The organism is Mycobacterium szulgai (genome assembly GCF_002116635.1).
Lineage (GTDB): Bacteria > Actinomycetota > Actinomycetes > Mycobacteriales > Mycobacteriaceae > Mycobacterium > Mycobacterium szulgai.
In genome coordinates, this window is record NZ_LQPW01000022.1 from 73213 (window position 1) to 96322 (window position 23110).

Here is a 23110-nt window from a genome sequence, read left to right on the forward strand (position 1 = left end):
GATGCAGCCGCGCGACCAAGACTGGATTGGCAAGGACGAAATCAGGGCCACCGTCGCAACCCAACTCGGTTGCGCTCCTGGCGATCTCGCCGACCGTGACGACCTCATCCAGCTGGGCCTGAATTCCATTCTGATGATGACGCTGGCCGGAGGCTGGCGTAAGCGCGGTGTGGACATCACGTTCGCTCAGCTCGCCGCCGATCCCACCATCGCGTCGTGGTACGACCTGCTTGGCGGCGGTGAAAACAACAGTGCTGCAGCATCATTCGAGCTTGTCGAACCCGTCGCTGAGCGGGCCGCCGACGAAGCCCCGTACCCCCTGGCCACGATGCAGCACGCGTACTGGGTAGGCCGTTCCGACGAGCAACAGCTCGGCGGCGTCGCGGCACATCTATATGTCGAATTCGACGGCCACCTCACCGATCCCGCGCGGCTGGAGCGCGCGGTGGCTGACCTTATCGCCACACACCCGATGCTGCGGACGCGATTCCGGCCCGACGGTACGCAACAAACCATGGCCGCTCCGGGGCGGTCGGTGTTCGAGGTGATCGATCTGCGTGGACGCAGTCTCGAGGAGACCGAAGCCGCATTGACCGATTTACGGGACCGAAAAACACACCAGCGCATGGCTATTGAAGACGGCCAGGTCATCGACATCACGTTGACCCTGTTCGATGCGGACCGCAGCCGGCTGCATCTGGACATCGACATGTTGGCGGGCGACGCGATGAGCTACCGCGTGCTGGTATCGGAACTGGCCGAATTGTATCGGGGGGCGCCGGTTTCCCCGCCCGGATACAGCTACCGGCGCTACCGCACCGAACGCCGGGAAGACAGCACCGCGCGGGAACGAGACCGACAGTGGTGGCAGCAACGGTTGCCCGAAATGGCCGGTGCCCCCGAACTGCCGACGGTCCCCGTCGCCGAGCGCGCTGCGCCGTATCGCACGGTTCGCTACCAGCACTGGCTGACGCCAGAATCCAGGCGGCGGCTGGTGGCCGGGGCCCACCGCCGCGGAATCACACCGGCCAGCGCCCTGGCGGGCGTATTCGCCGATACCGTGGGCGGCTGGTCGGCACAGCCCAGGTTTGTGCTGAATGTGCCGTTGTTCCACCGGGAAGCGGTCCATCCGGACATCGACCGGGTGATCGGCGATTTCACGTCGTCGATCATGCTCGAGGTCGACGTCACCGAGAACGTCTCGGTAGCCGACCGGGCCCGCGCGGTCCAGCGCAACATGTACGAAAGCGGCTCGCACGCGGCGTATTCCGGTCTTGAGGTGCTGCGTGACCTGGGACGGCACCGCGGTGAACCGGTGCTGGCGCCCATAGTCTTCACCAGCGCGCTGGATCTGGGCGAGCTGTTCGCCGACAGCGTGATCCAGACCTTCGGTGAACCGGTGTGGATCATCTCCCAGGGGCCGCAAGTGCTCCTGGACGCTCAGGTCACCGAATTGCGGGGCGGCTTGCTGATCAACTGGGACGTTCGCGAATCCGCGTTTCCCGACGGTGTCATCGACGCGATGTTCGCCAGCTTCACCCAAACGGTCCAGCGCCTTGCCGAGGGTGATGCCGGCTGGGATGCCGAGGCGGCGGTGCGGCTGCCGAGCGCTCAGGCTGAAGTACGTGCGTCCGTCAATGCGACCGGGGGCCCGGTCAGCCGTAGGTGTCTACATCAAGGTTTCTTCGAGCACGCTGCGCTGAATCCCGAAGCGCCCGCGGTGGTGTGGGGCCTGGGCGAGGGCGTGGGCGGGTGGAGTTATGGCGAGTTGGCCCAGCAGGCACTTGCGGTGGCCGGGGCGCTGCGGGCTCGCGGCGTGCGGCCCGGCGATGCCGTCGCCGTACAGCTGCCCAAGGGCCGCGAGCAAGTAGCGGCCGTGTTGGGGGTGCTCGCCGCCGGGGCAACCTATGTGCCGATCGGCTTCGACCAGCCGCAGGCGCGGCGTGCCAAGATCCTGCAGACCGCGCAGGTTGCCGCGGCACTGACCGTCGAGGGTACCCAGCTGGGTGCGGTCGAATGCCTATCCATCGAAGCGGCGCGCCGGTTTGCCGAACCGTTGGCGAAGCCGGTGTTTCCCGATACCGGCGAGATCGCTTACGTCATCTTCACCTCGGGTTCGACCGGTCTGCCCAAGGGTGTCGACGTCGCGCACCGCGGCGCGATGAACACCATCGACGCTGTCAACGACTGGTTCGGGGTGAACAGCACCGATCGGGTACTTGCGCTATCCGCATTGGAATTCGACGCATCGGTTTACGACATCTTCGGCATGTTCTCGGTGGGCGGATCACTGGTTGCGGTCGATGCCCAGCAGCGCGCGGCGGCCACCAGTTGGGTGGAACTGCTTCGCCACCATCGAGTTTCGATCCTCAATTGTGTGCCCAGCATGCTCGACATGATCTTGGAGCTCGGCGGCGATGGATTGGGGGATTCGCTGCGCGCGGTCACCCTGGGCGGCGACTGGGTAGCTGCCGACCTGGCTCGCCGGCTGGCTGCGCAGGTTCCCGGCTGCCGGTTTTCCGGGCTGGGCGGTGCCACCGAAACGTCGATCCACAACACGATCTGTGAGGTGGTCGGCGAACCACCGGCGCACTGGACGACGGTGCCCTTCGGGGTGCCGTTGCGTAATGTGCAGTGCCGGGTGGTTTCGCCGGCGGGCCGCGATTGCCCGGACTGGGTGTCCGGTGAATTCTGGGTCGGCGGGGCGAATGTCGCGGTGGGCTACCGCAATGACCCGCAGCGTACGGCGCAGCGATTCGTCGAGCACGACGGTAAGCGCTGGTACAAAACCGGCGACATGGCCAGGTACTGGCCCGACGGCACCGTCGAGTTCCTCGGCCGGGCCGACAACCAGGTGCAGATCCGGGGATACCGGGTGGAACTCGGGGAAGTGGAGAGCGCCCTTCGTGCCCTGCCCGGGGTGCGCCAGGCCGTCGCCGCCGTCGTCGGCGCCAGCGCACCCAAGCTGGTTGCCGCCTTGGTGGGAGACCCTGATGAGGCCGGCGACATCGCTACCTCGGTTGCAAAGCTGCTGCCGAGCTACATGGTGCCCACTCGCACAGTCTTTTTGGACGAATTTCCCTTGACCTCAAACGGCAAGCTGGATCGTCGCGCGGTTGCCGCGTCGCTCGAACCGTCGGCCGCGCCAACCCAGCGCTGTGCCCCGCGTAATGATGTGGAAGCGGCGCTCGCTGACATCGTCGCCGAGGTGCTCGGCGTGAATTCTGTTGGTGTGCAAGATGATTTCTTTGCCCACGGCGGCGATTCGGTGTTGGCCACCACAGTTATCGCGCGGGTACGCGAATGGCTGGACTTAGATCACGCATTGGTGTCGGACCTGTTCGCCACGCGGACGGTGGCGGGTCTTGCTGAACGACTTGGCAGCCGGGAAACCCAACGCGGCACACCGCAGCGATTGGCCGTCATCGCACGCCACTACCTCGACATCGCGGCGTTGACCGACGAGGAAGTGCTCGCCCAAGGCTAGTACGGCGCCGGCGATCCGACGACCATGCTGCCGACGTTGCACTCCTGCAGCTCATTGACTCCGGCGGCCGCGACAAACGCGGCGGTGTCGCCGAATCCTTGCGCACATGCCCCCAGTCCCATCGCCGTTGCGGCCAGGTACATGGTCTGCATCAGGACGCCGACGTCCTTGAGAATGGTGGCGTAAGCCATCTGTTCGTAGGTCCACATGATACGGCCCCAGCGTGCCGAAATAACCAGCAGTACTTGGGGTTCGGCACCTCCGGTGAGGGTGGCCGCCGCCGGCTTCAATAGCTGGGCCACCGCCTTGGAATCCGCCGGTGCCACCGGACGCAACACATGGTCGAAGGAGTCGTAGTGGTACATGCCCGGTTCTAGCCCGGCAACGTTGCGCACCACCAGATACAGCTCCAGTTCGTAAAGGCCGCCGCTCGAAGGGTAGGGCCGCGACGAGAGCTCCTCGCCCGCACCGATCGGGTGCGTGGATCGCGTGCGTGCGGTGCGGTAAAGCAATTCGCCCAGTTGCCCGATGGTGATCGGACGGGCGTCATCGAAAGTTCTTGTCGAAATCCGGTCTTCGAGAACAACGGTAAGGGTCGGATCCGTTGCCCGTTTGACGTTCAGGTCGGGGGTCGGCAGCGCGATCGCTTCACCGGCATAATTCGCCCGGCGGGCGGGCGGCTGCGGGAATCGCTCCTTTGCCCATTTGGTCGGACCGAAATGCTCCCAGGTGACGGTACGTTCGCCCAGCGTGCTGCGACGGTGAAACCACAGATCGGGTGCGCTCCAGCTCAGGGTGTCAAAACTGCGTTCTTCGTTGCCGGCTGCAACGCAGAACCCGCACCGATGCAGGTCGTCGATGAAATGTGACGCGACGGGATCCGGCGCGGCTGCGCCGGCTTCGGGTGATCCGTCCAGCAGCGCCAGCAGCTGCGAATCGTGGATGCGCAGATCACACCACGCCAACGGATGTTCCAGCACGAAATCATCCGAATCTTTATGGAGCACAGCGAATTTCGATAGGGTGGCGGATCGCGGCGACAACGTCGATAGCGGTTGCGGTCCAGGCGCCGGTCGCCCGTGCGGCTGTATGGAGTACCGGTCCCGCTCGCCGTGGCGCACGGTTACCGCCAGCCAGCCGTCGCCGGCGAGGCGATCGATCAGGCTGGCGACGTCGCCGCCGTCGGCTTGCGCGCCGAGCTCGGACAGGGTTGCCGGACCGGCATTGAGGGTTTTGAGTGCGTGGAGTTGGGCAGCGGGCAATCGGGTCAATTTCTCGCTACGCGGAGGATTGAGCAGCACTGCCGCAACAGGTGTGATCAAACATGTCACGCCCGGCCGGTATGCGAATTTCGTCTGGCCGGGGTAGGTCGCGCCGGACAATCTGCAAACCTTCCCGCTGAAAAATTCATGCCTGCTACACAGCTGAGCCACAGGCTCTTCGGCAAAGGTCACAGTAGCGTGGATGTAACGCCTGTCCGCCAGAAATCCGAAACACCACGTGCACAGCGCTTTCGTGCCAATTCAAGGGGGAGAACCGTGAAGACCATGAAATCCATCGCCACCGGGGCGGCCGCCGTGGCGGCAATCGCAGCAGCCGCCGCCGGTGTGACGTCAATCGCCTCGTTTAATTCCGGCGCATACGAGCCGGTTGTGTTCAGCACACCGTTGCCGCTGGATCCGGCGCCCACCCCGGCCCCGGCCGCGAACCTGCCGACCGCCGCACAGCTGACCGGCCTGCTCAACAGCCTGGCCGATCCCAGCGTTTCGTTCACCAACAAGGGCAACCTGGTCGAGGGCGGCATCGGCGGCACTGAGGCCCACCTCGCCGACCACGAACTCAAGAAGGCGGCCAAGAACGGCGACTTGCCGTTGTCGTTCACCGTCGCGAATATCCAGCCGGCCGCAGATGGCTCAGCGACTGCCGACGTCTCCGTTTCGGGTCCCAAGCTGTCGCCGCCCGTCACGCAGAGTGTGACCTTCGTGAACCAGGGCAGCTGGATGCTGTCGCGCAGCTCAGCGATGCAACTGCTGCAGGCCGCCGGGCACTGACCATCAGCGCTGCAGCGCGCTGAGATTCAGTTTGGCCAAGCGCTGCGGGTCGGCCAGCACGTCGATCGCGGTGATCCGCCCGTCACGCACGACGAATGCCATGACCGCTGCTGGGTGGCCGGAGACGAAGACGACCGCGCCGGCGGCGCCGTTGATGGTGGCGTTGCGGACTTCTCGTTCCGGTCCCGCGTAACTGCGGGCCAGCTTGGCCACCGCGGCCGCACCCTCGGCGCGAAATCCGGCGGCCGGCGGTCCGAAGTCACCGCGCAGCACCACGTCGGGATGCAGCACCGACACCAGCCGGTCGAAGTTGCCGCTGCGCCCGGCCGCGAAAAAGGCGTCGACGGCCTCATGCTGGGCCGTCAGGTCACCGTCGGGAAGAGGCTCGGCCTCCTGGATGCGCTGTCGCGCCCGGCTGGCCAGCTTGCGGGTGGTCTCCGGTGACCGCTCGACAATGGGTGCGATTTGGTCAAACGGGACAGCGAAAACGTCGTGCAGGACGAAGGCCAACCGTTCCGCCGGGCCCAACGTGTCCAGCACGACAAATAGCGCCAGGCCCACCGCATCGGCCAGCAGCGCGCGGTGTTCGGGGTCGAATTCGCCTTCGGCGTCCACGATGGGATCGGGCAGTCGCGCGACCAATTCCTCGGGGGCGCGACTGCGGCGTTCACGCAACGTGTTCAGACAGATCCGCGCCACTACCGTGGTGAGCCACGCGTCGAGGTTGGCGATCTTATCGGCGTCGCTGTGGGTGAGCCGCAGCCAGGCTTCCTGAACCGCGTCCTCGGCGTCTTCGACCGAGCCCAGCATCCGGTACCCAACCGCGCGCAGCTGCGGCCTTACGGCTTCGAAACGCTCCGTCAGCGCGAGGTCGACGGTCATGCGGTGTCGGGCAGCGCGCACACCATGCCTTCGGAGAGCCCCGAAGAACCGATGCCAAGCGCCAGATTGAAGCGGGCCCGCAGGTTGCCCAGCGTGATGATGTGGGTGAGCCCGACCAGTTGTGCCGTGTCGAAGTGCGCGCGCAGCGCCTCGAACAACTCGTCGCTGACCTGCACCGGCGTTCGGGTTATCGCGGTCGCGTACTCCAGGATCAACTTGTCGACCGCGGAGAAACACGCGGCGTTTCGGTAGTCGGAGAGCGCGCGCAATTCCTCGTCGGTGATGCCCAGCCCGCGGGCTATCTGGGAGCCGAGGTCGATACAGAACTCGCAGCGCGCGGTCGTCGCCGACTTGAGCTCGGCCAGCGTGCGCTGGCGTGGGCTGAGGATGTCGAGTTTGGTCTCGGCCTGCTCCAGCCGTCCGTAGGCCCGCAATAGCCGGGGGATGTGGGCGTACATGCGCAGCGGTTCGAGCATGGTGGCGGTTTCGCGCCCGGTCAGCTGCTTGAACCGGCGTTTGGTGAAGAAAAACGCGATCTTGGTGCTCAGGTCCGCGTCGCGGTCAGAAATTCCGGTCAGTCGCGGCATGGGGTCCCTCCTGCCTGTCGGTGTCGCTACTGGATCGACACCTGGCAGCGCGCAAACGTGACCGCTAGTACGGCGCGTTTGGCGGCCGGTTCGGTGGCTGGTTGAGCGGCGGGCCCGATGACATATCCATGTCGAACACCCGCGCGTGCAGCACAGTGCGGTTTCGCAGGGCTGCGCGTACGGCGCGGTGCAGACCGTCCTCCAGGTAGGTGACCCCTCTCCACTTCACCGCGTGCGGGAAAAGGTCGCCGTAAAACGTCGAGTCTTCGGACAGCAGCCGGTCCAGCGCGAGCACGGTGGTCGTGGTGACCAATTCGTCGAGGCGGATCTGCTGCGGCGGAATCTGCGACCAATCCCGATAGGACAGCCCATGTTCGGGGTACGGCTTGCCTTCGCGCACGCCCTTGAAGATCATCTGCAGTCGCTTTCGCCTGACTCGCCCCGGCTCGACGGGACATGTTGGAAAGGCTAGACGGAAGATGAGCTAATTGCTTCGCAGCCCCGCGGAAATACCGGCTGCGCGCCTACGGCCTGGCGGTCTGTCGGTGCTGAGACCGTAAAATGATCCGGTCGAGGAGGTGCCGCGAAAGGAGGGTCCGATGGGAAGCGCTGACGAGCGTCGCTTTGAAGTGCTGCGCGCCATCGTCGCCGACTTCGTCGCCACCAAGGAACCCATCGGCTCGAAAACCCTGGTGGAGCGGCATAACCTGGGCGTCTCGTCGGCCACCGTCCGCAACGACATGGCGGTGCTGGAGGCCGAGGGCTACATCACTCAGCCGCACACCAGCTCCGGTCGGGTACCGACGGAGAAGGGCTACCGCGAATTCGTCGACCGGATCGACGACGTCAAGCCGCTGTCCTCGGCCGAACGGCGGGCGATCCAAAGCTTCCTGGAATCCGGGGTCGACCTCGACGATGTCTTGCGCCGCGCCGTAAGGCTGCTCGCGCAGCTCACCCGCCAAGTCGCCGTGGTCCAGTACCCGACGCTGTCCACGTCAACCGTCCGCCATCTCGAAGTGATCGCGCTCACCCCGGCCCGGCTGCTGATGGTCGTCATCACCGACTCCGGCCGGGTGGATCAGCGCATCGTGGAACTCGGCGACGTCATCGATGACCACCAGCTCTCCCAGTTACGCGAGATCCTCGGCCAGGCACTGGAAGGCAAGAAGCTATCGGCTGCCTCAGTTGCGGTCGCCGACCTTGCCGGCCAGCTGGGCCGCGCCGGCGGCCTGGGCGATGCGGTGGGCCGCTCGGCCACGGTGTTGCTGGAGTCATTGGTCGAGCACACCGAGGAACGTCTGCTGCTGGGCGGCACCGCGAACCTGACCCGCAACGCGGCGGACTTCGGTGGTTCGCTGCGTTCCATTCTGGAGGCCCTGGAAGAACAGGTCGTGGTGTTGCGGCTGCTGGCGGCCCAGCAGGAGGCCGGCAAGGTCACCGTGCGCATCGGCCACGAAACGGAAGCGGAGCAGATAGCCGGCACCGCCATGGTGTCGACCGCCTACGGCACCCTGGACACCGTCTACGGCGGCATGGGTGTGCTGGGGCCCACGCGGATGGACTATCCGGGAACTATGGCGAGTGTCGCCGCGGTTGCCATGTATATCGGCGAAGTGCTGGGTGCTCGATGACTGCGCACCGGCTACAGAGTGTGTGGACAGCCCCGTAAGGGGCAGGCTTACAGGCTGAGAAAGGTTAATCGTGGCACGCGATTACTACGGGCTGCTCGGCGTCAGCAAAGGCGCCAATGATGCAGACATCAAACGCGCCTATCGCAAGCTGGCGCGCGAACTGCATCCCGACGTCAATCCCGACGAGGCTGCCCAGGCGAAGTTCAAGGAGATCAGCGTCGCCTACGAAGTGCTGAGCGACCCCGAGAAGCGCCGAATCGTCGACCTGGGCGGGGACCCGCTGGAAAACGCGGGCGCGGCGGCTGGCGGGTTCGGCGGCTTCGGCGGGCTGGGTGACGTATTCGAGGCATTCTTCGGTGGTGGCTTCGGGGGTGCCGGCGGATCTCGCGGCCCGACCGGCCGAGTTCGGCCGGGGTCGGACTCCTTGCTGCGCATGCGGCTCGATCTCGTCGAATGCGCGACGGGTGTCACCAAGCAGGTCGCCGTCGACACCGCGGTGTTGTGCGATCGGTGCCAGGGCAAGGGCACCAACGGCGACTCCGCGCCGATGCCCTGTGACACCTGCGCCGGCCGCGGCGAGGTACAGACCGTGCAGCGGTCGCTGCTGGGTCAGATGCTGACCTCGCGGCCCTGCCCGACCTGCCGGGGTGTCGGCGTGGTCATCCCCGATCCCTGCCACCAGTGCATGGGCGATGGTCGGGTCCGCGCCCGTCGCGACATCAGTGTCAAGATCCCCGCCGGCGTCGGCGACGGAATGCGGGTGCGGCTCGCGGCCCAGGGCGAGGTGGGGCCCGGGGGAGGGCCGGCCGGCGACTTGTACGTCGAGGTCCACGAGCAGGCCCACGACATCTTCGTGCGCCAGGGCGACGACCTGCACTGCACGGTTTCGGTGCCGATGGTCGACGCGGCACTGGGGGTGACGGTCACCGTGGATGCCATTTTGGACGGGATGAGCGAGATCGTGATTCCGCCTGGCACACAACCGGGTTCGACGATCACGCTGCGCGGCCGCGGCATGCCGCAGCTGCGTGCCAACGCCCGCGGTGATCTGCATGTCCACGTTGAGGTAGTGGTCCCCACCCGGCTGGACAACCACGACACCGAGCTGCTGCGTGAATTGAAGAGCCGCCGCGGTCGCGACGTCGCCGAGGTCCGCTCCACGCATGCCGGCGGCGGGCTCTTCAGCAAGCTGCGCGAGACGTTCACCGGGCGATAGCTTTTCGGGACCCCGCACATGGTGGCGACGCTGTTTTATGTCGACGCGCTGCCCGACACCGGAGCGCTGGCCGTGGTCGACGGCGACGAAGGTTTTCACGCCGCCACCGTGCGGCGGATCCGCCCCGGTGAAGAGCTGGTGCTCGGCGACGGCGCCGGCGGCTTAGCTAGGTGTGTGGTGGAACGGGCCGGGCGCGACGGGCTGTCGGCCCGAGTATTGGAGCGCTGGAATGTTGAGCCGGCGCGGCCGGCGGTGACGGTGGCGCAGGCGCTGCCCAAGTCCGAACGCTCCGAATTGGCAATCGAATTGGCCACCGAAGCCGGTGCCGACGCCTTCTTCGCCTGGCAGGCCGCACGATGCGTGGCGCAGTGGGACGGCAACCGGGCCGACAAAGGTCTGCGGCGCTGGCGAGCCGTCGCCCGCTCCGCGGCACGCCAATCCCGCCGGGCTCATATCCCGGCCGTCGACGGTGTGCTGTCTACCGCGGCGCTTGTTGACCGGATCCATGCCGAGCGGGCTTTGGTTCTGGTCCTGCACGAGTCGGCGACCGATCGTCTGGTGGATATCCCTGTGGCACAGGCTGATTCGCTACTGCTAGTAGTTGGACCCGAGGGTGGGATTGCGCCGGACGAGATCGCCGCACTGACTGGCGCCGGTGCCGTCGCGGTTCGGCTGGGGCCGACCGTGCTGCGGACGTCGACGGCGGCCGCCGTGGCGCTGGGAGCGCTGGGCGTGCTCACGTCCCGCTGGGGCGATTCGTCGAGCCTCTAGTTTCGCAGCGCACCTTGCCTGCAGAATTACATTCTCGCGGAAAGGAGTTGCTGGGATGAGTGACCGTGACCTAGGCACGATCTTCGACGAGCATGTGGCCCACGAGTTCGTCACCAAAGATCTCGCCGCGACCATGGCGACGATGTCGGCCGAGCCGTTCGTCAACCACGTGCCCACGATGATGGGCGGGGTCGGCGCCGCCGGGGTGGCCGACTTCTACGGCAAGTACTTCATCGGGCACTGGCCCGCGGACACCACGATCACCCCGCTGAGCCGGACCGTCGGCGCCGACCGGGTGGTCGACGAAATGATCATGTCGTTCACCCACGACATTGCGATGCCGACGTTTCTCCCCGGCGTGGCACCCACCGGCCGGGCGGTCATGCTGCCGGTGGTCGTCGTGATGGGGTTCGACGGGGACAAGGTCGCCTACGAGCGGATTTACTGGGATCAGGCGTCACTGCTGGTGCAGGTCGGACTGCTGGATGACACGGTGTTGCCGGTCGCCGGGGCCGATCAGGCGCGAAAGGTGCTCGACAAGGATCTGCCGGCCAATACTCTGCTAGAGCGCTGCTAGACGGCGCGCCGGCTCAGAGCAGCCCGAGCAGCTTCAGGTCGGTGGCGTACTTGACGATGATCGGCGCCGTGATTTGTGGGATGTCCTTGGTGGGGCCGATTTTCGCTTCTTGCACAGCGGCGCGGAACTGCTCGTTCGGCGCGATCGATCCACAGCTGGGCGGCGGTGCGTCGGGCTGGTCTTGCATGAGCAGCAATAGTGGCAGCAGCGAGCGCTCGCGCTGTTGCTCCGGCAGGCTGCGCAGTCTGGCCTCCAGCTCCTGCGTCCAGTCGCGGTAGTCCCCGATCCGCCGGATCGGCTGGCCGGCGTCAATGAGCCAGTCGACGAACGTGTCGAGTCCAGCGCCGTCGTCGTGTGGATTCATCACGTGATAGGTCTGAAACCCGTCGCCCACCTGTACACCCAGTGTGCTGATCGCTTCGGCGACGAAAGCGACTGGCAGACCGTCGTAATGGGCTCGCTGCCGGTTTCCGTGCTCGTCGAGCTGGTAGAACGAGCTGGGCGCGATGCCGGTGGCGAGCACGCTCATCATCAGCCGGGTGAAATTATCCGGCACGTTGAGTTGGCCGGCGTAGGTGGTGTCGGCCGTGATGTCGGCGCAGCGGAACACCGCGACCGGCAGGCCGCACTGATCGTTGGCCTCCCGCAGCAGCACCTCGCCGGCCCACTTGCTGTTCGCGTAGCCGTTGCGGTAGCTGTGGTTGCTCGAGCGAGTCGGGCTGATGATCCGAATGTCGGCGTCCTCGGTGAATTCGGATCGGTCGATCGGCTCGCCCACTGCCGCCGTCGACACGTACAGGAACGGTTTGCGGCAGGTGGTCAGCGCCAGCCGAATCAGCTCTGCGGTGCCCAGTGTGTTGGGGCCGAACAGCTGGCTGTATGGCAGTAGGTGGTGCACCCGGGCCGCAGGGTCGACGATCAGGTCGACCGTGTCCGCCAGCCGCTGCCAAGTCTGCGGGTCCAGACCCAAGTTCGGTCGGCTCTTGTCGCCGGCGATGACTTCCAGATGGTCGGCGGCCAGTTCTTGGTAGTGAGCCAACAACTTTGGATCGGTGTCGAAGGTGCTGTCGAGCCGGCGCCGGGCGTGTTGGTCGGATTCGGCTCGCACCAAACAGATCAGGGTGCCATCGACCAGGTCCATCCGCTGCAGCCATTCCAGCGCCAGGTATCGCCCGAGAAATCCGGTGGCGCCGGTCAGCAGTACCGTCTTCGGCTCGGCGCTAGCTCGGGGTAGTTGGGGGGCGGCCGCCAGCGTCGTGGCGCTGATGAACTTATCGAGGGTGAGTTCGCGGGCATGCACCTCGGTGGGATCCGGGCCGTGCACGGACGCAAAGCTGGCCGGACCCAGATCTGATGCGGTGGCTGCGCCTGCGCTGTCGCGGACGCGGGTGCAGATCCCGGTGAGCGCCTCGAACCACAGCTCGCCCAACCGGGTGATCTGGGACTCGTCGAACGCCGACGGCACCCAGGTCCAGTTGGCCTGCAGCAGCGGACCGGTGTCGCTGTCGACGGTGACCGCGTTGAGTTCCACGGCATGCGTCAACGGATGCCACGCCTCGTCGCGCGCCGCTGCGGCCGAGAGTAACTCCGAGTCGGTGATATGCCAGCTTCCGCGATCGGCCGGCGCTTGCCCCGCCGAGACGCCAACGCGGCCAAAGTAATTGAACGCTATGGCCGGGTCGGCTCCGGCTAGGTCGGCGTCGGGATTGAGGTAGCGCAGCAGACCGTAGGTCAGGCCGTCTGGGATGGCGTGCAGCTGTTCTTTGGCGTCCTTGATCACCGAGTCCACCACGGCGTCGCCGGCCGCGATCTGCGCCCAGCGCAGCCCTGCGACCGTCAGCGCCACCGGGTATTTCGTGGTGAACCAGCCAATCGTGCGGGACAGGTCGATGCCTGGGGCGATCTCTTCGTGGCGTCCATGGCCTTCGACGTCAATGGTCACCGGCGTGTCGGGGTGGCCCAGAAATTCCGTCCATGCCAGGGCATAGGCGATCAACAGAATCTCGTGCACCCCGGTTTCGAATGCGGCCGGGACCGCTCCGAGCAGCATCCGCGTGGTGTCGGTATTGAGTCTGCTGGTGCGATGGCTGGGGCGGGCCGCGGTGTGCAGCGCCGGTAGCACTGGCGGGGTTGCCGAGACTTGTCGCCACGCCGGCAGTTGATCGGTCACCGCCGCGCTGAGCGCGTGCTCGGCCAATACCGAGGCCCACGTTCGGAACGAGGTGCCCCCGGCGGGCAACTCCACCCGTTGCCCTCGGCGGTGCTGGTTCCAAGCGGTGTTGAGGTCGTCTTGGATGATGCGCCAGGACACGCCATCGACGCCCAGATGGTGAATGGCCAACAGCAACTGGGACGTCGAGGAAATCCAGATCGCGCTGAGCATCGCTCCAGCGGTGGGTTCCAGCCGCGACCAGGCCTGGGTCAGTGTTTCCAGGGTCAGCTCGTACTGCTGCTGGAGCAGATCGCCGGCGTCGGTGTCACCGGGTTCGGGTACCGACAGTGACCAGCCTCCGGCGGCGTCGGGGTCGACGCGCAGGCGCAGCATCCCGTGGCGGTCCAACAGGGCCTGCAGCACGATGGCGACATCGGTTTCGGTGACCCCGCGCGGGGCTTGGATCAGGAACGTCTGGTTGAACTGCTCGTCGAGGTCGTCGATGCTTTCCAGCCACCGGATGATCGGTGTCGTGGTTACTTCGCCGACCCCGGCGTCCGCCTCGGTGTTGTCGTGGTCGGCGAATCGCGTTACCTGGGCCACCCCCGCGACGCTCTGGGCGGTGAAGAGATCGCGTGGCCGGCAGCTCAGCCCGGCAGCGTGTGCCCGGGCGGCGACTTGGATCGCCAGGATGCTGTCGCCGCCCAGGTCGAAGAAGGAGTCGTCGATTCCGACCCGGTCGAGGCCGAGCACCTCGGCGTAGATGCCGGCCAGGATGTCTTCGATGGCGGTGGTGGGGGCGCGGTAGGAGTCGGCGTCGCCGTATCGAGGAGCCGGTAGGGCTTGGGTGTCGAGTTTGCCGTTGATGGTCAACGGCAGCGCTGCGAGGGCGACGACGGCGGCGGGCACCATGTAGGACGGTAATTTCTTGGCCAGCCGGCCGCGGATGGCACCGGGATCGGCGGTGCCGGTGAGGTAAGCCACCAGACGCTTGTCGCCCGGTTGGTCCTCGCGGGCGATCACCACGGCTTGCTCGACGCCGTCGAGTTCGGCCAAGACAGTGGCGACTCCGGTGGGCTCGATGCGGTGTCCGCGGATTTTGACCTGTTCGTCGGCGCGCCCGACGTAGTGCAGCTGGCCGTCGGCGGCCCAGCGCACCAGATCGCCGGTTCGATACATCCGGGTGCCGGCTCCGCCGAAGGGACAGGCCACAAATCGCGATGCCGTCAACGGCGATCGGCGCCAATACCCACACCCCAACCCCGCACCCGCCGCGTACAACTCACCGACCACACCGGCCGGCACCGGCCGCAGCCACCGATCGAGCACGAACAACGCCGCGCCCGGCACCGGGCGCCCGATCGGCGGCGTCCCCGAACCCGGTTTCAACGGCGCACTCATTGAGATGTACATCGTGGTCTCGGTCGGGCCGTACTGATTGACCATTACCCGTCCGTCGGCCCACCGGTCCACGACCTCGGCGGGGCAGGCCTCACCTCCGACGACCAATGTCGCCGATCCCAGGCCCTGCGTCGGCAGCACCGTAACCGCGGTGGGGGTTTGCACCAGCATGTCGACCTTTTCGGCGACGAGCAAAGCGTGAAAGTCGGTGTGGGAACGGGTGATTGATTCGGGGATCACTACCAGCCGCGCGCCGTTGAGGAGCGGGGCCCACACCTCGAATACGGAAAGGTCGAAGGCATAGGAATGACATTGGGTTGTGGTATGCCCCGCTGCCGGCTTGAACGAGGTTGGTCCTGCGATGAGTTGGGCGATGTTGTGATGAGTGATCGCGACGCCTTTGGGCCTGCCCGTGGTGCCGGAGGTGTAGAGGATGTAGGCGAGATCCTCGGGGCCTGGCCGCGGTCTTGGCTGCGCCAGCTCGGCGCTGGGTTGAGTGGCGATTGCGGGGTCGTCGACGTCGATGATGGGCAGGTCGTAGCTTTGCAGTTCGGCGACCAAATCGGTGGTAGTCAGTAGCGCTACCGGTGCGGCGTCGTTGAGCATGAACGAGATCCGCGTCGGCGGATGGGTGGGGTCGATGGGTAGATAGGTGGCCCCGGTTTTCCACACGGCCAGCATCGAAACGATGGCCTGGGTACAGCGGTGGAACAGCAGGGCGACGATGTCGCTGGGGCCGATCGGGTGGCTGCTGAGGCGGTGGGCCAATCGATTGGCGGCCGCATCGAGTTGCAGGTAGGTCAGCGAGGTGTCCCCGCAGGCCAGGGCCACGGCGTTCGGAGTGCGGGCGACCTGGTCGCTGAACAATTGCGAAACCGACTTCGCATCGGTTCGTGGTTGGCCTAGCGCGGCTAGGTTGCCCCACTCAAGCAGGTCGGCCCGTTCGGTTTTATCGAGCAGGTCCACCCTCGACAACGGCCGATCGGGTTGGCCGGTCATCACCTGTAGCAGCCGTTGGAGCCGGTCCAGCAGCGCCTCGACGGTGGCGGGGTCGTACACATCGGTGCGGTATTCGAGGCTGCCGACAATGCCGGCGGGCTCCCCGGCGTGGGTGAAGCGTTCCGACAGTGAAAACGCCAAGTCCATGCGTGCGGTGTGGGTATCGACGGGCACCGGAGTGACGGCTAGCTCGCCGAGGCTCACCGCGGTGGCGGGGTCGTGGTTTTCCGGGAGGTTCTGCCAGGCCATCAGCACCTGGATGAGGGGGTGGTGGGTCATCGACCGGGTCGGGTTGAGCCGGTCGACCAGCACTTCGAAGGGCACGTCCTGGTGGTCGAAGGCTTCCAGGCTGCGCGCGCGGACCCGGGCCAATAGTTGGCTGAAAGTGGGATCGCCGGATAGATCGACGCGAAGCACCAGGGTGTTGACGAACATCCCGACCAGGTGGTCGAGCGCGGGATGGGTGCGGCCGGCGGTGGGAATTCCTATCGCGATGTCAGTGGTAGCGCTGAGCTGAGCCAGCAGCGTGGTCAGGCCGGCGTGGATCACCATGAAGCTGGTGGCATGATGTTCGCGGGCCATTCGGGATATCTGGCGTTGCAGCGTTGCAGGCCAATGGATTTCGACTCGGGCGCCGCGGTGATCGGCAACCCGCGGGTAGGGCCGGTCGGTAGGCAGCTCGAGGCGTTCGGGCATGGCGGCCAGGGTGTTTTCCCAGTACCGCAGCTGGGTGGTGATGGCGCTGGCACCGTCGGTGAGCTCGCCGAGGTTGGCGCGCTGCCACAGCGTGTAGTCGAGGTAGCACACCGGCAGGTCGACCCATTCCGGTGCGCGACCAGCGATTCGGTGGGTGTAGGCGGTATTCAGGTCGTCTGTCAGCGGGGTCAACGACCAGCCGTCGGCGGCGATGTGGTGCACGGTCACCACCAACACGTGTTCCTCGTCGGCGAGGGTGAAAAGCCTTGCCCGCAGCGGAATTTCGGTCAACAGATCGAATCTGTGGCGCACGGCGCTGTCGATGGCGTGTTGCAGCCGGCCGGCCGCCCATGCGGTTGCGTCGATGACATCCCAGCCCAGGTCGGCCTGAGCCGTAGGTATGACGACTTGCTCGGGGATCCCCTCGGTCGAAGGGAACACCGTCCGCAGCGTCTGGTGACGCTCGATCAGGTCGGTTAGTGCGCGGCGTAGCGCCTCGCTATCCAGCCGGCCGCGCAATCGCAGTGCCCAGGCCATGTTGTAGACCGGTGAGGGGCCTTGCAGTTGATCGAGGAACCACAGCCCCTCCTGGGCAAACGACAGCGGCACCACCGCGGGCCTGGGGCCCGCCGTCAACGGTGTCGGCCGGGGTGAACCCGCACCGATGCAGGGAGCGAGCGCGGTGATGGCGGGTGTGTCGAACAGCGCACGCACACTGAGGTGGACGTCAAGGGTGGTGTTGATGGCCGCGATCACGCGCATCGCCGACAGCGAATCGCCGCCCAGGTCGAAGAAGGAGTCGTCGATTCCGACCCGGTCGAGGCCGAGTACCTGGGCGTAGATGGTGGCCAGGATGTCTTCGATGGTGGTGGTGGGTGGGCGGTAGGAGTCGGCGTCACCGTATTGGGGAGCCGGTAGGGCTTGGGTGTCGAGTTTGCCGTTGATGGTCAACGGCAGCGCCTCTAGCGCGACGACGGCACTGGGCACCATATACCCCGGTAGTTTGTTGGCCAGCCCGTCGCGGATGGCGCCCGAATCGGCGGTGCCGGTGAAGTAAGCCACCAGGCGCTTGTCGCCCGGTTGGTCCTCGCGGGCGATTACCACGGCTTGCTCGACGCCGTCGAATTCGCCTAGGACGCTGGCGATTTCGGCAGGTTCGATGCGGTGTCCGCGGATTTTGACTTGTTCGTCGGCACGTCCGACGTAATGCAATTGGCCGTCAGCACCCCAGCGGACCAGATCTCCGCTGCGATACATCCGGGTTCCGGTCCCGCCGAAGGGGCAGGCCATAAACCGTGCTGCCGTCAACGATGATCGGCGCCAATACCCGCAACCCACGCCGGTCCCGGCCACGTACAACTCGCCGACCACACCGGCGGGCACCGGCCGCAGCCACCGGTCCAGTACGAAAAACGCCGCGCCCGGCAACGGCACACCGATCGGGCTGGTGGCACTGTGTGCGTCGTGCTCGACGATTGGGCGATACGAGGCATGCACAGTGGTTTCGGTGATGCCATACATATTGACCAGCCGCGGGGTCTGCGGGTGGCTGCTCAACCAGGTCCGAATGCGTGGTGGCTCAAGGGCTTCGCCGCCGAATACCACTGTTTCGAGGTGTAGCTGGCGGCCCGACTCGGGCTGCGCGGCCTCGGCGGCCTGCAGCGCGTAGAACGCTGAGGGCGTTTGACTCAACACGGTGACGCGCTCAGCCACCAGCAGGGCCAGCAGCTCTGACGGGGAGCGGGTGATCGGCTCTGGCACCACGACCAACCGGCCGCCGAACAGCAGCGCGCCCCAGATCTCCCACACCGAGAAGTCGAACGCATAGGAATGACACTGACTCCACACCTGACCCGCCCTGGGCGCCAGATCCGCGGTTAACGAGCCGAATAGTCGGGTGATGCAGGTATCGGGGATCGCGACGCCTTTGGGAACGCCGGTGGTGCCTGAGGTGTAGATGATGTGGACGAGGTTGCCGGCAGTCGGTACCGGCAGCGGGTCTGCGGGGTAGTTGTCGATGGCCGGGTCGTCGACGTCGATGATCACCAGGTCAGGTCTGTCCAGCCGGCTGGCGAACCCGGCCCTGGTGATCACCGCCGCTGGTGTGGCGTCTTCGACGATGAAATCGACTCGGGCATCGGGGTAGTTGGGGTCGATGGGCAGGTATGCGGCTCCGCTCTTGACAACCGACAGGATGGCAACGATGGCCTCAGCGCAGCGCTCCAGCGCCACCCCCACCACGTCACCCGGACCGATACCCCGGTCGACTAGCAGGCGAGCCAGACGGTTCGAAACCTCGTCGAGTTCGCGGTAAGTGCGCGCGGTTCCATCGGAGGTCAGCGCGACCGCTTCGGGTGTGCGGTTCACCTGGGCAGCAAACAGCGCCGGGATCGATTCCCGCGCTTGGCTGGCGGTGCGGGTGAGAACCGCGCGATTGCCCCACTCAGCCAGGCGCGCGTGAGCCGCTTGGTCAAGCAGAACGATCGACGACAGTCGTCGTTCAGGCTCGGCGGTCAGCTTGGTGAGGACGTCTAGGTAGTAGCCGACGATGGTCGTGATGGTCTCGCGGTCGAACACGTCAGTGGCGTATTCGATGTTGGCTGGCAGGGGTTGCGGGAGCTGTCCGGGCGGTTGCTGGGGGGCGATGATTTCGATTTGAAGATCGAATTTGGCGCCGTGCGGACGGGTCGGTATCGGTTGCGCCCATAACCCGGGGAACTTCATCGTCGGTAATGGAGTGTTTTGCAACAGGAAAGCGACTTGAAACAGTGGGTGGTGCGCGCCCGAGCGGGCGGGATTGAGCCGTTGCACGACGCGTTCGAACGGAACGTCTTGATGGTTGTAGGCTGCTAGTGCTTTTTGCCTCACCTGGGCGAGTATCTCGGTGAAACTGGGATTTCCAGTCGTCTGAACGCGCAATACCCAGGTATTGACGAAAAACCCGACCAGTTCGGCAAGTGCGGCGTCGGTACGTCCGCTGTTGAGCCCGCCGATGGTCAAGTCGTCACCGGCGCCCAGTTTGTGTAACAGCACCGCTACCGCGGCCTGATACACCATCGATGGCGTGGCCTCGCAGTTCTGCGCCAGCCGCTTGACCTGCTGTTGGAGGTCGGTGTCGACGACGAAATGGACCACGTCGCCGGCAAAGGACTGTTGGGTGGGGCGGGGCCGGTCAAACGGTAAGACCGTTTCCTCGGGGGCCCCCTTCAACTCGGAATGCCAATAAGCCAACTGACGTGATAGCACACTGGCCGGGTCATCAGGGCTGCCTAAGAATTCTTGCTGCCAAAGCGTGTAATCGCCGTACTGCAATAACAGTGGCGCCCATGCGGGCTTATGGCCTTCGCTGCGGGCGGTGTAGGCGCGCGCGAGATCCGAAAAGAAAGCCACCATCGAGACGCCGTCGGCGGCGATGTGATGGATTACCACCACAAACACATGTTCCACGGCCGAGAGTTCCAAGAGCTTCGTGCGAATCGGAATTTCGGCTGCCAAATCGAACAGATAGCCCCCAGCGCCGTTTATCTGGGCGGCGACTTGTTGTTCGTCGTCGACCTCGATGATCTCGAAAACCGGTTCGCACTCGTCGACGTTCAATATTTGCTGATAGGGGATACCCTGCTCGCAGATGAACCGGGTGCGCAGACTTTCGTGGCGTTCGATCACATCGCCGATGGCGGTACGAAGTGCCTGCACATCTAGATCCCCGGTCAACCTGAGCGCCATCGGAATGTTGTAGACCGGCGTCGAGTCAGTGGTCTGTTCGATGAACCACAACCGGCGCTGAGCAAACGACAACGGCAAGCGCTGCGGGCGCATGCGTGGACCTAGCACCAAATCCACCGCTTGGGTGGCATCGGCAGTGGCGGCGAGCAAGCTGACCAAGTGGCGAGCGGCCGCGGCGGGCGTGGGATGGTCAAAGGCCAGTGTCGCTGGCAGGGATAGGCCGGTGCGCCGGGTCAAGGTGTTCCGGAGTTCAAGAGCGCTCAGCGAGTCCATGCCGAGGTCCCTAAACGGCAGATCGCGATCGAGGGCGGCCGGGTCGGGGTGGGCCAGCACGATAGCCGTGATCGTCGCAACGAGGTCGGTGAGGGTGGCCAGTTGTTGTTGCGGGGTCTGGCGGGCCAGCTGTCTGGTCAACGTGTCGGCGGTGGTAGTGGTGCTGGCTTGCCGACGGGTGGTGGTCAGCGCCGACAAGATGAGCGGCAGGGCGCCTTGCCGTGCTTGGCGGGCCAGTGCGCGAGTGTCGAACGGGGTAGGGATCAGGTTGGGTTGCCGCGATGCCAGCGCGGCATCAAACAACGCCAGACCGTCTTCGACAGTGATCGGCCTCAGGTTGTTACGGGTGAACCGAGCCTGGTCAACCGCATCGAGGTGAGCGGTCATCGCGCTGGCGGTTTGCCAGTAACCCCACGCCAAACTGGTTGCCGGTAAACCATTTTCGTGGCGTTGCTTGGCCAGCGCGTCCAAGACGGCGTTAGCCGCCGCATAATTGGCTTGTCCAAGGGCTCCTAAGACTCCCGCCGCCGACGAAAACACGACAAACGCGTCGAGCTCAACGTCGGCAGTCAATCGGTGGAGATGCCATGCGGCGTCGGCCTTCGTGGTCAGCACGGTGTCGAGTTGCTCACTGGTCAGCTCGGTGATCACAGCGTCATCGAGGACCCCGGCAGCGTGGATCACACCACATAGCCGGTGTTCGGCGGCGATGCCGGCCAACACCGCAGCCAGTTGCTCGGCATCGCTGGTGTCACAGGCTTTGATGCAGACTTGGGCGCCCAGCTGCGTTAACCGCTGATGGAGGTCAGCCGCCCCGGCAGCGTCCATACCGCTACGCGACACCAGCACCAGATGCCGAACGCCGTAACCGGTAACCAAATGCTCAGCGAAAACCCCGCCCAGCATCCCGGTACCGCCGGTAAGCAGCACCGTGCCGTCGGGATCGAACGCAACGCGGGGTTGTGCGAGTGCATCGGCCGGGGTGAGTCGGGGGGTGTGGGCGATGCCGCGGCGGAGGGCCAGTTGGGGTTCTATGGTGGGTCGCTGCGCGGGGTTGGCGAGGGCGCCTAGGACGTTGGCGACGGTGTGGCCGGTAGCGGGCGTGGTGTCGATGTCGAGTGCGGTGATGCGGCCCGGATGCTCGTTTTGGGCGGTGTGGATCAGGGCCCACACCGCGGCGTGGGCTAGGTCGGGGGCCGGGTCATCGGAACTGATGCTGACCGCGTGGCGGGTGGCGATCACCAGGTGTGCCTGAGTTCCAGTGTGGGCCAACCAGGTTTGCAAGCCGGCCAAAACGCGGCGGGTCAACTCGTGCACCTGCTGCAGCGGATCAGCGCCGGGCTGCTGCGACGCGACATCCCACACCGCCAAGGTCGGCCAGGAATCCACCGCCGTCACATCGGAATAGACCAGTCGTTCGCCCAAACCAGTGGGAAAACGCTCTGGCCGCTCACTGATCAGCACCCAAGCCGGCAACACATATTGGTCCCAGGAAGCCGATAGCGCCGGCCAGGCCAACTCGAACAAGCCGTCCCGTAAAACGGGATTTGCGGGTTGATCGGTATCGGGCAGGGCGCGCAGGGTCAGTGTGTCGATGGTGATGACCGGGGCGCCGGTGGGGTCGGTGGCGTACAGGGTGAAGGTGTCGGCTCCGGTGGCGCTGAGTTGGACGTGGAGTCGGGTGGCCTCGACGGCGTGCAAAGCGATCCCGGTGAATGCGAACGGCAGCTGCGGGTCAGTGTCGGAGTCGGTATCGGAGAACGCCGCGGCCAACGGATGTACAGCGGCATCCAATAACGCGGGGTGAATACCGTAGCCGCTGGTATCGACGTCAGCAGGCAACGCCACTTCGGCATAAACAACGCCGGGATTGGACGGGTCGCGGCCCATCCCGCGCAACGAGCAAAAGGCGCCGCTGTACTCCAAGCCGTGCTGAGCGAGCCGCTTGTAGAAACTGTCTTGTGCTACCGGGTCGACGGACTCGACACCCGGCGAAGGTGAAGGCAGCGAGGACAATTCGCGGTTACTTAGCATGCCGCTAGCATGAGCGGTCCAGTGTGTGCGCCCGTACTGGTGATCACCGGCGCGCGCATGCACGGTGAAAGCCCGCTTCCCCTGCTCGTCGAACGGCTGCACGCTGATCTGCAGGTCGGTTGCGCCGTCGGTGGCAAGGACCAGAGGAGAGTGCACGACCAGCTCGTCGATCACCGGGCACTGTGCGTACTCACCGGCTTGCAGGACCACGTCAATAAGCCCGGTCTCCGGGAACACCACACTGCCGCGCACTTGACGGGCGGTCAGCCAGTTTTGCCTGGTGGTCGATAACCGTCCGGTCAACACGATCTGGTCATGATCGGCCAGCTCGGTCAACGCCCCCAACAACGGATGATCGGGCTTGTCCAGCCCGGCGGCGCTGACATCGGCACCCGCCGGGGCGTATTGCCAGTAGGGCCGGTGCTGGAAGGGATAGGTGGGTAGCGCGATGGTGTGGGCGCCGGGATACAGGCTGGTCCACGACGGGCTGTGGCCGTGGGTGTGCAGCTGGGCGAGGGTGGTGGCCAGGGTATCCAGATCGGGCTGGTCACGGACCAAGGTAGGGATCACTGTCGATGCGTCGGTGGTCTCCAGCGTGTCGGTCAGGGCCGGGGCGAGTACCGGGTC

The 23110-nt window shown here is 65.6% G+C and carries 11 protein-coding genes and 1 pseudogene; 6 read left to right on the top strand and 6 right to left on the bottom strand.

Annotated elements, in window-relative coordinates:
• Nucleotide 1 precedes the first annotated feature (1 nt).
• Nucleotides 2-3487 carry a non-ribosomal peptide synthetase gene (locus tag AWC27_RS06365; RefSeq protein WP_085669712.1) on the top strand — a complete coding sequence of 1162 codons (3486 nt, stop codon included), beginning with the start codon at nucleotides 2-4 and terminating at the stop codon, nucleotides 3485-3487.
• Here AWC27_RS06365 and AWC27_RS06370 read toward each other — a convergent pair.
• A complete protein-coding gene (locus tag AWC27_RS06370) occupies nucleotides 3484-4869 on the bottom strand; it encodes a SagB family peptide dehydrogenase (RefSeq protein ID WP_211281573.1) in 1386 nt (461 codons plus the stop codon). The two genes, AWC27_RS06365 and AWC27_RS06370, sit on opposite strands and share 4 nt — an antisense overlap.
• A gap of 156 nt (nucleotides 4870-5025) precedes the next feature.
• On the opposite strand from AWC27_RS06370, the gene AWC27_RS06375 reads away from it, so the two are divergent.
• Nucleotides 5026-5538: an MTB12 family secreted protein gene (locus AWC27_RS06375; RefSeq protein WP_139836799.1), complete on the top strand. Its 513-nt coding sequence runs from the start codon at nucleotides 5026-5028 to the stop codon at nucleotides 5536-5538.
• A 3-nt stretch (nucleotides 5539-5541) separates the two neighbouring features.
• Here AWC27_RS06375 and AWC27_RS06380 read toward each other — a convergent pair whose 3' ends face one another.
• The 3 genes from AWC27_RS06380 to AWC27_RS06390 form a co-directional block, all read right to left on the bottom strand.
• On the bottom strand, nucleotides 5542-6420 hold the full coding sequence (locus AWC27_RS06380; RefSeq protein WP_085669731.1) for a sigma-70 family RNA polymerase sigma factor: 879 nt from the start codon (nucleotides 6418-6420) through the stop codon (nucleotides 5542-5544).
• Complete coding sequence (locus tag AWC27_RS06385) at nucleotides 6417-7007, bottom strand: carboxymuconolactone decarboxylase family protein (RefSeq protein WP_085669715.1); 591 nt, start codon at nucleotides 7005-7007, stop codon at nucleotides 6417-6419. The genes AWC27_RS06380 and AWC27_RS06385 overlap by 4 nt, the downstream gene beginning before the upstream one ends.
• A 64-nt stretch (nucleotides 7008-7071) precedes the next feature.
• The gene (locus AWC27_RS06390) at nucleotides 7072-7422 is read right to left on the bottom strand and encodes a type II toxin-antitoxin system VapB family antitoxin (RefSeq protein ID WP_085669716.1); all 351 of its coding nucleotides are present in this window, start codon (nucleotides 7420-7422) and stop codon (nucleotides 7072-7074) included.
• A gap of 184 nt (nucleotides 7423-7606) precedes the next feature.
• Between AWC27_RS06390 and hrcA the strand changes: the two genes are divergently transcribed.
• From hrcA to AWC27_RS06410, 4 genes are all read left to right on the top strand, one after another.
• On the top strand, nucleotides 7607-8638 hold the full coding sequence (gene hrcA / locus AWC27_RS06395) for a heat-inducible transcriptional repressor HrcA (protein WP_085669717.1): 1032 nt from the start codon (nucleotides 7607-7609) through the stop codon (nucleotides 8636-8638).
• Between the two features lie 70 nt (nucleotides 8639-8708).
• Nucleotides 8709-9854: a molecular chaperone DnaJ gene (dnaJ, locus tag AWC27_RS06400; RefSeq protein WP_085669718.1), complete on the top strand. Its 1146-nt coding sequence runs from the start codon at nucleotides 8709-8711 to the stop codon at nucleotides 9852-9854.
• Between the two features lie 18 nt (nucleotides 9855-9872).
• The gene (locus AWC27_RS06405) at nucleotides 9873-10625 is read left to right on the top strand and encodes a 16S rRNA (uracil(1498)-N(3))-methyltransferase (protein ID WP_085669719.1); all 753 of its coding nucleotides are present in this window, start codon (nucleotides 9873-9875) and stop codon (nucleotides 10623-10625) included.
• Nucleotides 10626-10680: 55 nt separating this feature from the next.
• The gene (locus AWC27_RS06410) at nucleotides 10681-11202 is read left to right on the top strand and encodes a nuclear transport factor 2 family protein (RefSeq protein ID WP_085669720.1); all 522 of its coding nucleotides are present in this window, start codon (nucleotides 10681-10683) and stop codon (nucleotides 11200-11202) included.
• Nucleotides 11203-11215: 13 nt separating this feature from the next.
• On the opposite strand, the gene AWC27_RS06415 is transcribed toward AWC27_RS06410, so the two are convergent.
• Together AWC27_RS06415 and AWC27_RS33135 are read right to left on the bottom strand one after the other, a co-directional pair.
• A complete protein-coding gene (locus AWC27_RS06415; protein ID WP_425437473.1) occupies nucleotides 11216-20269 on the bottom strand; it encodes an amino acid adenylation domain-containing protein in 9054 nt (3017 codons plus the stop codon).
• A 75-nt stretch (nucleotides 20270-20344) separates the two neighbouring features.
• Nucleotides 20345-23053: pseudogene (locus tag AWC27_RS33135) on the bottom strand (type I polyketide synthase); the annotation flags it as partial.
• Nucleotides 23054-23110: the final 57 nt, after the last annotated feature.

Bases quoted from the DNA above. Each gene is read 5' to 3' on its own strand.
- AWC27_RS06365 (WP_085669712.1), top strand. From the start codon at position 2: ATGCAGCCGCGCGACCAAGACTGGATTGGCAAGGACGAAATCAGGGCC.
- AWC27_RS06380 (WP_085669731.1), bottom strand. From the start codon at position 6,420: ATGACCGTCGACCTCGCGCTGACGGAGCGTTTCGAAGCCGTAAGGCCG.
- AWC27_RS06385 (WP_085669715.1), bottom strand. From the start codon at position 7,007: ATGCCGCGACTGACCGGAATTTCTGACCGCGACGCGGACCTGAGCACC.
- AWC27_RS06390 (WP_085669716.1), bottom strand. From the start codon at position 7,422: ATGATCTTCAAGGGCGTGCGCGAAGGCAAGCCGTACCCCGAACATGGG.
- hrcA (WP_085669717.1), top strand. From the start codon at position 7,607: ATGGGAAGCGCTGACGAGCGTCGCTTTGAAGTGCTGCGCGCCATCGTC.
- AWC27_RS06405 (WP_085669719.1), top strand. From the start codon at position 9,873: ATGGTGGCGACGCTGTTTTATGTCGACGCGCTGCCCGACACCGGAGCG.
- AWC27_RS06410 (WP_085669720.1), top strand. From the start codon at position 10,681: ATGAGTGACCGTGACCTAGGCACGATCTTCGACGAGCATGTGGCCCAC.
- AWC27_RS06415 (WP_425437473.1), bottom strand. From the start codon at position 20,269: ATGCGCCCGCAGCGCTTGCCGTTGTCGTTTGCTCAGCGCCGGTTGTGG.